Source organism: Streptomyces sp. 130, assembly GCF_007096885.1.
In the GTDB taxonomy this organism is placed as follows: Bacteria; Actinomycetota; Actinomycetes; order Streptomycetales; family Streptomycetaceae; genus Streptomyces.
Genome location: NZ_VJNO01000036.1, coordinates 29501 through 41628, shown reverse-complemented (window position 1 = coordinate 41628; position 12128 = coordinate 29501). Strand labels below are relative to the sequence as shown.

Sequence of the window (12128 nt, the reverse complement as noted above, 5' to 3'; positions counted from 1 at the left end):
CCGTGACATAGGCTTCGAGACGTGGAGCCCGACCTTTTCACCGCCGCTGCCGAAGACCGCCAGGAGAAGGACCCGTCCAGCAGCCCGCTGGCCGTCCGGATGCGTCCTCGTACGCTGGACGAGGTCGTCGGCCAGCAGCATCTGCTCAAGCCGGGCTCACCCCTGCGCCGCCTGGTCGGGGAGAGCGGCGGACCGGCCGGCCCGTCGTCGGTGATCCTCTGGGGCCCGCCCGGCATCGGCAAGACCACCCTGGCGTACGTGGTCAGCAAGGCGACGAACAAGCGCTTCGTGGAGCTCTCCGCGATCACCGCGGGCGTCAAGGAGGTCCGCGCCGTGATCGACGGCGCCCGCCGCGCCACCGGGGGCTACGGCAAGGAGACCGTCCTCTTCCTGGACGAGATCCACCGCTTCTCCAAGGCCCAGCAGGACTCCCTGCTCCCCGCCGTCGAGAACCGCTGGGTCACCCTGATCGCCGCGACCACCGAGAACCCGTACTTCTCCGTCATCTCCCCGCTCCTCTCGCGCTCGCTGCTGCTGACGCTGGAGCCCCTGACCGACGACGACCTGCGCGGCCTGCTGCGGCGCGCCCTCACCGACGAGCGCGGACTGGGCGGCGCGGTGACGCTGCTCAGGGACGCCGAGGAGCACCTGCTGCGGATCGCCGGGGGCGACGCCCGCCGCGCGCTGACCGCCCTGGAGGCCGCCGCCGGGGCCGCGCTGTCCAAGCAGGAGGAGGAGATCACGCTCCTCACCCTGGAGGAGACCGTCGACCGGGCGGCCGTGAAGTACGACCGGGACGGCGACCAGCACTACGACGTGGCCAGCGCCCTGATCAAGTCCATCCGGGGTTCCGACGTCGACGCGGCCCTGCACTACCTGGCCCGCATGATCGAGGCGGGGGAGGATCCGAGGTTCATCGCCCGGCGGCTGATGATCTCGGCCAGTGAGGACATCGGCCTCGCCGATCCGACGGCGCTGCCCACCGCGGTCGCGGCCGCCCAGGCGGTGGCCCTCATCGGCTTTCCCGAGGCGGCGCTCACCCTCAGCCACGCCACCATCGCCCTGGCCCTCGCCCCCAAGTCCAACGCGGCGACGCTGGCGATCTCCGCCGCCCGCGAGGACATCCGCAAGGGGCTGGCCGGACCGGTCCCGGCCCATCTGCGCGACGGCCACTACAAGGGCGCGGCCAAGCTGGGCCACGCCCAGGGCTACGTCTACCCGCACGACGTGCCCGGCGGCATCGCCGCCCAGCAGTACGCGCCGGACGCGGTGAGCGACAAGCGGTACTACCGCCCCACCCGCTACGGAGCCGAGGCACGGTACGCGGACGTGGTGGACCGGGTCAGGGAGCGGCTGGGCCGGACGGACGGCGAGGACCAGACGGGCGGGCCGGGCGGCGCGCCCTGACCCCACGGCACGCCCTGGCTCCGGGGCTCGCCCTGACCCGCGGCACCTCCTCAGTGCGCGGCGGCCGTGAAGAGCGTGTGCATGGCGTGGCTGAGCTCCACCACGTCCCGCACCGGCCGGGGGAACTCGAAGCGCGCGTCGAAGCAGTGGCCGCCCCGCTCGCGGAAGCGCACCCGCAGCCCGAGCCGGTCCAGGGCCAGCGGCACCACGTCCGGCCGGTGTTCGGCGCAGCCGCACCCGGCCCGCTCGCCGAGCAGTCCGCACAGCGTCGCCAGCTCCTCGCCGTGCGCCGCGTACAGGTGCTGGAGCAGGTCCGCCTCGTGCGCGGCGAGCGGGTCGGGGGCGGCATCGCGGAAGCCGTCGGCGTCCACGCCCTCCACCCCCCACAGGTCGTCGATGTGCGCCTCACCCGTCTCCAGGCGCAGCATCGTCCGTCCAGGGCCCGCCATCCCCGGGACGGCGGTCAGCCACCCGCTCACCCTGGCCCGGCCCCGGATGCGGTGGGGTACGGAGACCGGGGCGACGTCCGTGATCTCCAGCACGGCCGGCAGCTCGTCGTCCTGGGCGTGCGTCGCGGCCCGTGCGGCCGGGGAATCCGCGGGGAATTCCAGGAACAGGTCGCCGTCCGGGCCCACGCCCCGGGACAGCGGCATGAGCTGGTCCGAGCCCGCCGCTTCGAGCCCGGGAACGAGCAGCACCGCGGAGCAGGTACTCTGTACGAGAGTTCGTGTGCGCTCGGCTGCTGACGGCATCCGTGTGATTTCAAGCCCGCTGGGACGCGGCTGACCACGATCTGATCGGTCCTCCGTCATCTCGACGCCATCAGGCGCGTCGATGCTGTCTGTGCTGTCCGTGACGTGTGTGGTGTTCCCAGGGCGAGACATGCGATCTCCTTGAGTAAGGTGAGCCTAACCTAACCTACAACGGAGGTCTGGAGAACGTGCCTAATCAGTCGCGTCCCAAGGTCAAGAAGAGCCGCGCGCTCGGCATCGCGCTGACGCCGAAGGCGGTCAAGTACTTCGAGGCCCGCCCCTACCCGCCGGGCGAGCACGGCCGCGGCCGCAAGCAGAACTCGGACTACAAGGTCCGTCTGCTCGAGAAGCAGCGTCTGCGCGCGCAGTACGACATCAGCGAGCGCCAGATGGCGCGTGCCTACGACCGCGCCAAGAAGGCCGAGGGCAAGACGGGCGAGGCGCTGGTCGTCGAGCTCGAGCGCCGTCTCGACGCGCTGGTCCTGCGTTCGGGCATCGCCCGGACCATCTACCAGGCCCGCCAGATGGTCGTCCACGGCCACATCGAGGTCAACGGTGGCAAGGTCGACAAGCCGTCGTTCCGCGTCCGCCCGGACGACGTCGTCCAGGTCCGCGAGCGCAGCCGCTCCAAGGTCCCCTTCCAGGTGGCCCGCGAGGGTGGTTACGCCACGGACGGCGAGACCCCGCGCTACCTGCAGGTGAACCTGAAGGCCCTGGCCTTCCGCCTTGACCGGGACCCGAACCGCAAGGAAATCCCCGTGATCTGCGACGAGCAGCTCGTCGTCGAGTACTACGCCCGCTGATCCAGGCGTAGCCGCTCTTCACCGGCGCTCAGGCCCGCCCCTTCCCGGTCCCCGGGGAGGTGGCGGGCTTTCGCGTCCCCCTGCGCCAGGAGCGCCCGGGCCACCGCCGCGTCCAAGGCCAGCTCCCCGCCCGCGCCGACCGCCGCCGCGTACCGCGCCCCGCCCAGCTCCCGCAGTGCCAGCTCCTGGCAGCGGGCCCTCGGCGCCCCGTAGTACGCCGAGCCGAACAGCGGCAGCCCCACCGAGGGCCAGATCCGGTCGGCCGCCCCCTGGAGCAGCGCCGCCTCGGCCGCGTCGCCCTCGGTGACCGTGACCAGGGCCAGCAGTTCGAGGGCGAGGACGGTGCCGAGCAGGTCGTGGAAGCCGTGGCTGATCGCCAGCGATTCGAGGAGCAGCCGCCGGGCCCGCTCCGGGTCGCCGCGCTCCAGGGCGGCGTAGGCCAGGACGTACAGCGCGTAGCTCAGGGCCCACCGTTCGCCGTGGTCCTCGCAGATGTCCCGGACCTCCTCGCAGATCGCGACGGCCCGCTCCGCGTCCCCCAGGAAGCCGGTGGCCATGGCCAGTTCGACCTGGGCCATCAGGACGTTGCTGTTCAGCTCGCCCAGCTCCCGGTAGCGGCCGAGCGCGTCGCCCAGGAGACCCCGGGCGCGCTCCATGTCGTCGGTGACCAGGGCCAGGCACCCGGTGCGGTGCACGGCGTACGCGGCCGCGGTGGCGTCACCCGCCGCCTCGGCCTCCTCCCGGCACTCCGTGAGCGCGGAGACCGCCCCCACCGGGTCACCCTGGAGGACCGCGACGTACCCCAGCACCCACAGGGCCTTCAGCCGCGAGGAGTCGTACGGCGTCTCCTCCTCCAGGACGTGCTCCAGCCAGTGCCGGCCCTCCGAGAGCCGTCCGCAGCCGACCCACAGGAACCACAGCGTGCCCGCCAGGTACTGCGCCAGGTGCGCCTCCTGCGGGCTCTCCAGCGAGCACTCCATGGCCCGGCGCAGATTCGGCAGCTCGCTCTCGGCCCGGGCCGCGACCTCCGCCTGCCGGGGGCTGAACCAGTCCAGCTCGCACCAGGTCGCCAGCCCCAGGAACCAGTCGCGGTGCCGCCGGCGCAGCCGCTCCGTGTCACCGGTGGCGGCCAGCCACTCGGCGCCGTACTCGCGCACGGTGTCCAGCATCCGGTAGCGGGTGCCGGCGGGGGAGTCCTCGCGCAGCACCACGGACTGGGCCAGCAGCCCGGACAGCACGTCGAGCACCGAGTCCGCGGGCAGGTCGGGCCCGCTGCAGATGTACTCGACGGCCTCCAGGTCGAACTGCCCGGCGAAGACCGAGAGCCGGGCCCACAGCAACCGCTGGGCGGGCGCGCACAGCTCATGGCTCCAGCCGATCGCCGTCCGCAGCGTCTGGTGCCGCTCCAGCGCCCCCCGGCTGCCCCCGGTCAGCAGCCGGAAGCGGTCGTCCAGCCGGTGCAGCACCTGCTCGGTCGACAGGGCCCGCAGCCGCCCCGCCGCCAGCTCCAGGGCCAGCGGGATGCCGTCGAGCCGGCGGCACAGCTCCCGGGCGTGCTCGCGGTCCTGCTCGGTCAGCCGGAAGTCCGGGCGCACCCCGGCGGCCCGCTCGGCGAACAGCCGGAGCGCGTCCCCCTCGGTCATGGTCGCGAGCGGGTGGACGGCCTCGCCCGCCAGCTCCAGCGGCAGCCGGCCCGCGGCGAGGACCCGCAGCCGCGGAGCGCGGCGCAGCAGCTCCCGTACCAGCGCGGCGCATTCGTCCACCAGGTGTTCGAAGCCGTCGATCACCAGGAGGAGTTGGCGCCCGGCGCAGTGCTCGACGACCGCCGCGCGGGGCGGCCGGGTGGTGTGGTCGGTGAGCCCCAGCGCCTCGGCCACGGCGTGTTCCAGCAGCCCGGCGTCGTGGACGGCGGACAGCTCCACCAGCCACACCCCGTCGCAGTACCGTTTCTCCAACAGCGCCGCCGCTCTGGTGACCAGGCGGGTCTTGCCGACCCCGCCCACCCCGGTCACGGTGACGAGCCGGGACTCCGTAAGGGAACGGGCGAGAGCGGCCAGCTCGCTCTCCCGTCCCACGAAATCGTTCAGCTCGGCGGGCAGATTGCCCGGGCGCGGCGGCGCGGCGGTGTCGTCGGCGGCCGGGATACCGGAGTCGTCCGCGGGCGGAGAAGGGCGCTGAGGGCGTCGCATGAGACACGCAGAGTACTGGCTTGAAAGCGCTCCGTACAATCTCGTCGCGCGAATCCCCGCCGCCCGCCCGGTCATGCGGTGCGGGGCGTGACCCCCGGCGCGATAGGCTCGGGGGAAGGCGACCGGCCGCCGTGACGGCCCTCGCCGCAGAGCAGGAGAACAAGACAGAGACAGACGACAAGCCAGAGAGCGCGGTGCACTGTGTCCGGTGGTGAGGTGGCCGGGATTCTGGTGGCCGTCTTCTGGGCGATCCTGGTTTCGTTCCTCGCCGTCGTGCTGGTGAGGCTCGCCCAGACGCTCAGGGCGACCACCAAGCTCGTGGCGGACGTGACCGAACAGGCCGTCCCCCTGCTCGCGGACGCCTCCGCGGCCGTACGCTCCGCGCAGACCCAGCTCGACAAGGTCGACGCCATCGCGACGGACGTGCGGGAAGTCACCTCCAACGCCTCCGCGCTCTCCACCACGGTCGCCTCCACCTTCGGCGGGCCGCTCGTCAAGGTCGCCGCTTTCGGCTACGGGGTCCGGCAGGCCATCGGCCGCCGCTCCGCTCCCGAACCGGAGGCGCGGACCCGGCGCTCGGTGATCGTCGGCCGGACCGTCCCCTCCGCACGCGGCAGGAAGCGCGGCGGCCGAAATTCCCGCGGATCGAAGGACTGACGCAGCGATGTTCCGCCGTACGTTCTGGTTCACCGCCGGCGCAGCCGCCGGGGTGTGGGCCACCACCAAGGTCAACCGGAAGATCAAGCAGCTGACCCCCGAAAGCCTCGCGGCGCAGGCCGCCGACAAGGCGATCGTGGCCGGTCACAAGCTCAAGGACTTCGCGCTGGACGTCCGTGAGGGCATGGCCAGGCGCGAGGCCGAACTCGGCGAGGCGCTGGGCCTCGAAGCGGCGGACCCCCGAGAACTGCCCGCGGCGCGCCGCCCGGCCGTCGAGGCGGCCGACGCGGACCCGCACCCGGCCCCCGCCACCTACCGCACGCTCCCCTACCACTCGTACAACCGGAATGAGGACCACTGATGGAGTCGGCAGAAATTCGTCGCCGCTGGCTGAGCTTCTACGAGGAGCGCGGTCACACCGTTGTCCCTTCGGCGTCGCTCATCGCGGACGACCCGACTCTGCTGCTGGTCCCCGCCGGCATGGTGCCGTTCAAGCCCTACTTCCTCGGTGAGGTCAAGCCGCCCGCGCCGCGCGTCACCAGCGTGCAGAAGTGCGTGCGTACGCCGGACATCGAGGAGGTCGGCAAGACCACCCGGCACGGCACGTTCTTCCAGATGTGCGGCAACTTCTCGTTCGGCGACTACTTCAAGGAAGGCGCCATCGCGTACGCCTGGGAGCTGCTGACCAGCTCCGTGGCGGACGGCGGCTTCGGACTCGACCCCGAGCGCCTGTGGATCACGGTCTACCTGGACGACGACGAGGCCGAGGCCATCTGGCGCGACAAGATCGGCGTCCCGGCCGAGCGCATCCAGCGCCTGGGCAAGAAGGACAACTTCTGGTCCATGGGGGTCCCCGGCCCGTGCGGCCCGTGCTCGGAGATCAACTACGACCGCGGCCCCGAGTTCGGCGTCGAGGGCGGCCCGGCCGTCAACGACGAGCGGTACGTGGAGATCTGGAACCTGGTCTTCATGCAGTACGAGCGCGGCGCCGGCGAGGGCAAGGACGACTTCCCGATCCTGGGCGACCTGCCCTCCAAGAACATCGACACCGGTCTCGGCCTCGAACGCCTCGCGATGATCCTGCAGGGCGTGCAGAACATGTACGAGACCGACACCCTGCGCGTCGTCATGGACCGCGCGACCGAGCTGACCGGGGTGCGGTACGGCGCCGCCGAGGGCAGCGACGTCTCGCTGCGCGTGGTCGCCGACCACATCCGCACCTCCGTCATGCTCATCGGCGACGGCGTCACTCCCGGCAACGAGGGCCGCGGCTACGTGCTGCGCCGCATCATGCGCCGCGCCATCCGCAACATGCGCCTGATGGGCGCCACCGGCTCCGTCGTCCGCGAGCTGGTCGACGTCGTGATCGACACGATGGGGCAGCAGTACCCGGAGCTGATCACCGACCGCAAGCGCATCGAGACCGTCGCGCTCGCGGAGGAGGCCGCCTTCCTCAAGGCCCTCAAGGGCGGCACCAACATCCTGGAGACCGCCGTCACCGAGACCAAGGCCGCCGGCGGCACGGTCCTCGCCGGCGACAAGGCGTTCCTGCTCCACGACACCTGGGGCTTCCCGATCGACCTCACCCTGGAGATGGCCGCCGAGCAGGGGCTCTCCGTGGACGAGGACGGGTTCCGCCGCCTCATGCAGGAGCAGCGGGCCAAGGCCAAGGCCGACGCCAAGGCCAAGAAGACCGGCCACGCCGACCTGTCCGCCTACCGCGAGGTCGCCGACAGCTCCGGCGTCACCGAGTTCACCGGCTACACCATGACCGAGGGCGAGTCGACCGTCGTCGGCCTCCTCGTCGACGGTGTCCCCTCGCCCGCCGCGACCGAGGGCGACGAGGTCGAGGTCGTCCTCGACCGCACCCCGTTCTACGCCGAGGGCGGCGGCCAGCTCGCCGACCAGGGCCGCATCCGGCTCGACAGCGGCGCCGTCATCGTCGTCCGCGACGTGCAGCAGCCGGTCCCGGGCGTCTCCGTGCACAAGGGCTCCGTCCAGGTCGGTGAGGTGACGGTCGGCGCGTCCGCGTACGCGGCCATCGACGCCACCCGCCGCCGCGCCATCGCCCGCGCCCACAGCGCCACCCACCTCACGCACCAGGCGCTGCGCGACGCGCTCGGCCCGACGGCCGCCCAGGCCGGTTCGGAGAACTCCCCGGGCCGCTTCCGCTTCGACTTCGGTTCGCCGGCCGCCGTTCCCGGCACGGTGCTCACCGATGTCGAGCAGAAGATCAACGAGGTGCTGGCCCGCGAGCTCGACGTGCAGGCCGAGGTCATGTCGCTGGCCGACGCGAAGAAGCAGGGTGCGATCGCGGAGTTCGGCGAGAAGTACGGCGAGCGGGTCCGGGTCGTCACCATCGGGGACTTCTCCAAGGAGCTCTGCGGCGGTACGCACGTCCACAACACCGCCCAGCTCGGCCTGGTCAAGCTGCTCGGAGAGTCGTCCATCGGGTCCGGTGTGCGCCGCATCGAGGCCCTGGTCGGCGTCGACGCGTACAACTTCCTGGCCCGGGAGCACACGGTCGTCGCCCAGCTCCAGGAGCTGGTCAAGGGCCGCCCCGAGGAGCTGCCGGAGAAGATCGCGGGCATGCTCGGCAAGCTGAAGGACGCCGAGAAGGAGATCGAGAAGTTCCGCGCGGAGAAGGTCCTCGCGGCCGCTGCCGGTCTCGTGGACTCCGCGATCGACGTCCGGGGCGTCGCGCTGGTCACCGGCCAGGTGCCGGACGGCACCTCCGCCGACGACCTGCGCAAGCTCGTCCTCGACGTCCGCGGTCGCATCCAGGGCGGCCGGCCGGCCGTCGTCGCGCTGTTCACGACGGCCAACGGGCGCCCGCTGACCGTCATCGCGACCAACGAGGCGGCCCGCGAGCGCGGCCTCAAGGCCGGCGACCTCGTGCGTACCGCCGCCAAGACCCTCGGCGGCGGGGGCGGTGGCAAGCCGGACGTCGCGCAGGGCGGCGGCCAGAACCCGGAGGCGATCGGCGACGCCGTCGCCGCCGTCGAACGCCTCGTCACCGAGACGGCGTGACGCCGGACATGACGCGGATGCGCCGCGGTCGCCGGCTGGCGATCGACGTCGGGGACGCCCGGATCGGGGTCGCCTCGTGCGACCCCGACGGAATCCTCGCGACGCCGGTGGAGACCGTGCCGGGACGCGATGTCCCGGCCGCCCACCGGCGGCTGGGACAGATCGTCGCGGAGTACGAACCGATCGAGGTCGTCGTCGGGCTGCCGCGCTCCCTGGGCGGCGGTGAGGGCCCGGCCGCCGTCAAGGTCCGCGCCTTCGCCGAGGTCCTCGCCCGAGCGGTCGCACCCATTCCGGTGCGCCTGCTGGACGAGAGGATGACCACAGTCACGGCGAGCCAGGGCCTGCGCGCCTCGGGCGTGAAGTCCAGAAAGGGCCGATCCGTCATCGACCAGGCTGCCGCTGTGGTGATCCTGCAGAACGCTCTGGAGTCGGAGCGCGCTTCGGGCAATCCGCCGGGCGAGGCCGTCGAAGTAGTGGTCTGATCGCAATACGGTAACGTTCCGCGCGATGCGGCGGTGTTCGAACACACACCGCACAGCAAAGAGACGGAACATCGTCTCGCGGCTCAAGGGGATCGATGACTGAGTATGGCCGGGGCCCCGGCTCCGAACCATGGCATCCCGAGGACCCCTTGTACGGGGACCAGGGGTGGGGCGGCCAGCAGCCTGCCCACGGCCAGGCCCAGTACGACGGCCAGAACCAGTACGACGGCACGCACCAGTACGGCGCCCAGCAGCAGTACCCGCAGGGCCAGTACGACCCGTACCAGCAGCAGCCGCACGACCCGTACGCGCAGCAGCAGGACCCGTACGCGCAGCAGCAGGACCCGTACGGGCAGCAGCAGCATCAGCAGCAGGACCCGTACGCCCAGCAGCAGTACCAGCAGCAGGCGTACGGGAACCAGCACCCGCAGGACCCGTACGGGCAGCAGCCCCAGCAACCCCAGCAGCCGCAGCCCGGCTACGACACCGGCTGGGACACGGGCCAGCAGGCCATGCCGCCGTACGAGGGCCAGCCCGTCGGCACGTACGGCTACGGCGAGTCGAACGACTACTACGGCACCCCTGACGCCTACCCGCCGCCGCAGCCCCCCGGCCACCGCGAGCCCGTTCCGGCCGAGACGCCCGAAGCGGCCCCGGACTGGGACCCGGAGGAGCCGCCGGAGGAGACCCACCCCTTCTTCACGGGCGCGGACGAGAAGGACGGCCGCAAGGAGCCCCGGGACGACGACTACGACGATGACGACGAGCGCGACACCCGCGACGGGGGCGGCGAGCGCCGGGGCAAGGGCAAGAAGAAGGGCCGCAGCGGCTGCGCGTGCCTGGCCGTCTCCCTCGTCCTCGTCGCCGGCGTCGGCGGCGCGGGCTACTTCGGCTACTCCTTCTACCAGGACCGCTTCGGCCCCGCCCCGGACTACTCGGGCAGCGGCTCCGGCTCGGTCGAGGTGGAGATCCCGAAGGGCGCCTACGGGTACGACATCGGCAACATCCTGAAGAAGGCCGGCGTCGTGAAGAGCGTCGACGCCTTCGTCTCGGCGCAGAACGAGAACCCGAAGGGCAAGGGAATCCAGGCCGGGGTCTACCTCCTGCACTCGCAGATGTCGGCGGCCGAGGCCGTGAAGATGATGGTGGACCCGAAGAGCCAGAATCTCCTGATCATCCCGGAGGGCACGCCGAACCGGCTGGTGTACGCCTCGATCGACAAGAAACTGGGCGTCGCCGAGGGGACGACCGCCAAGGCGGCCGAGAAGAAGGCCGACGACCTCGGCCTGCCGGGCTGGGCGAAGGGCCACAAGAGCGTCATCGACCCCTTGGAGGGCTTCCTCTACCCGGCCGCGTACCCGGTCACCAAGGGCATGAAGCCGGAGACCGTCCTCAAGTCGATGGTCTCCCGCGCCAACGAGGAGTACGAGAAGGCGGATCTGGCGGAGAACGCCAAGAAGCTGAAGCTCGACAGCCCCTGGCAGCTGATCACCGTCGCCAGCCTCGTCCAGGCCGAGGGCAAGTACAAGCACGACTTCGACAAGGTCGCGCGGGTCGTCTACAACCGGCTCAAGCCCAACAACGTCGAGACCAACGGTCTGCTCGACTTCGACTCCACCGTCAACTACGCGAAGAAGCAGAGCACGCTCGACACCGGGGCCGTCTCGGACCTCCGGAACTTCGATCACCCGTACAACACGTACCACATCCATGGTCTGCCGCCGGGCCCCATCAACAACCCCGGCGACGCTGCCTTGCAGTCCGCCATCAAGCCCACCCCCGGCCCCTGGTACTACTTCGTGTCCGTGACCGAGGACAAGACGGTGTTCGCCGTGACCAACGCGGAGCACGAGCGGAACCGGGAGAAGTACAAGAAGGAGCAGGCGGGTCAGTGAGCACCCAGCACCGCGCGGCCGTCCTCGGCTCGCCCATCGCCCATTCGCTCTCCCCGGTCCTGCACCGGGCCGCGTACGCCGAACTCGGCCTCGATGACTGGTCGTACGACCGGTTCGAGGTCGACGAGCAGGCGCTGCCCGGCTTCATCGAGGGGCTGGACGGCACGTGGGCGGGGCTCTCGCTCACCATGCCGCTGAAGCGGGCGGTCATCCCGCTGCTCGACAGGATCACCGACACCGCCGCCTCCGTCGAGGCCGTGAACACCGTGGTCTTCGGCGAGGACGGCCGCCGCACCGGCGACAACACCGACATCCCCGGCATGGTCGCGGCCCTGCGCGAACGCGGCGTCGAGAAGGTGGAGTCCGCCGCGATCCTCGGTGCCGGCGCCACCGCGTCCTCCGCGCTGGCGGCCCTCTCCGCCATCTGCGCCGGACCCGTCACCGCGTACGTCCGCAGCGCGGCCCGCGCCGACGAGATGCGCGGCTGGGGCGAACGGCTCGGCGTCGACGTCCGCGTCGCCGACTGGGCCGAGGCCGACCGTGCGCTGACCGCGCCCCTCGTCGTCGCGACCACGCCCGCCGGCGCGGCCGACGCCCTGGCCGGGGCCGTACCGGAGCGGCCCGGCACGCTGTTCGACGTGCTGTACGAGCCGTGGCCGACCCGGCTCGCCTCCGCCTGGGCGGACCGCAGGGGCGCAGTCGTCGGAGGTCTCGACCTCCTGGTGCACCAGGCGGTCCTCCAGGTCGAGCAGATGACGGGCCGCTCGCCCGCCCCGCTCGCCGCCATGCGCGAGGCCGGGGAAGAGGCGCTGGCCGCCCGCTGACGAGTGCCCGTTCCGGCCCGCGGCCGTCCGTCTGCTGGACCGGCGGCGGGCCGGGGGCCCCGGCCGTGGGAGGATCGGAGGCGGCGGGC

10 protein-coding genes are annotated in these 12128 nt (G+C 71.9%); 8 read left to right on the top strand and 2 right to left on the bottom strand.

The genetic code is table 11. The features are described from left to right. Positions 1-21: 21 nt before the first annotated feature. Positions 22-1407, top strand: coding sequence for a replication-associated recombination protein A (locus FKN01_RS25460; RefSeq protein ID WP_143624508.1), 1386 nt, complete (start codon positions 22-24; stop codon positions 1405-1407). 50 nt (positions 1408-1457) lie between these two features. Here the strand turns inward: FKN01_RS25460 and FKN01_RS25455 are convergent, their stop codons facing one another. After that, complete coding sequence (locus tag FKN01_RS25455; protein WP_185992979.1) at positions 1458-2159, bottom strand: DUF2470 domain-containing protein; 702 nt, start codon at positions 2157-2159, stop codon at positions 1458-1460. A 188-nt stretch (positions 2160-2347) separates the two neighbouring features. On the opposite strand from FKN01_RS25455, the gene rpsD reads away from it, so the two are divergent. Continuing rightward, entirely contained in the window at positions 2348-2962 is a 615-nt protein-coding gene (gene rpsD / locus FKN01_RS25450) for a 30S ribosomal protein S4 (RefSeq protein WP_143624506.1), read from the top strand. Here rpsD and FKN01_RS25445 read toward each other — a convergent pair. Continuing rightward, positions 2950-5151 carry an AAA family ATPase gene (locus FKN01_RS25445; RefSeq protein WP_143624504.1) on the bottom strand — a complete coding sequence of 734 codons (2202 nt, stop codon included), beginning with the start codon at positions 5149-5151 and terminating at the stop codon, positions 2950-2952. The genes rpsD and FKN01_RS25445 overlap by 13 nt on opposite strands. Positions 5152-5367: 216 nt before the next feature. On the opposite strand from FKN01_RS25445, the gene FKN01_RS25440 reads away from it, so the two are divergent. The 6 genes from FKN01_RS25440 to FKN01_RS25415 all read left to right on the top strand — a co-directional run bounded on the left by FKN01_RS25440 (position 5368) and on the right by FKN01_RS25415 (position 12039). Next, positions 5368-5808 carry a DUF948 domain-containing protein gene (locus tag FKN01_RS25440; RefSeq protein ID WP_143624502.1) on the top strand — a complete coding sequence of 147 codons (441 nt, stop codon included), beginning with the start codon at positions 5368-5370 and terminating at the stop codon, positions 5806-5808. A 7-nt stretch (positions 5809-5815) separates the two neighbouring features. Beyond that, a complete protein-coding gene (locus tag FKN01_RS25435) occupies positions 5816-6169 on the top strand; it encodes a DUF6167 family protein (RefSeq protein WP_143624500.1) in 354 nt (117 codons plus the stop codon). Next, a complete protein-coding gene (gene alaS, locus FKN01_RS25430; RefSeq protein ID WP_143624498.1) occupies positions 6169-8838 on the top strand; it encodes an alanine--tRNA ligase in 2670 nt (889 codons plus the stop codon). Before FKN01_RS25435 ends, alaS begins: the two co-directional genes overlap by 1 nt. An 8-nt stretch (positions 8839-8846) precedes the next feature. After that, positions 8847-9320, top strand: a complete 474-nt coding sequence (gene ruvX / locus FKN01_RS25425) for a Holliday junction resolvase RuvX (RefSeq protein WP_185992980.1) — start codon at positions 8847-8849, stop codon at positions 9318-9320. 95 nt (positions 9321-9415) lie between these two features. Beyond that, positions 9416-11215, top strand: coding sequence for an endolytic transglycosylase MltG (mltG, locus tag FKN01_RS25420; RefSeq protein WP_143624494.1), 1800 nt, complete (start codon positions 9416-9418; stop codon positions 11213-11215). Next, positions 11212-12039, top strand: coding sequence for a shikimate dehydrogenase (locus FKN01_RS25415; RefSeq protein ID WP_143624492.1), 828 nt, complete (start codon positions 11212-11214; stop codon positions 12037-12039). The genes mltG and FKN01_RS25415 overlap by 4 nt, the downstream gene beginning before the upstream one ends. Positions 12040-12128 lie beyond the last annotated feature (89 nt).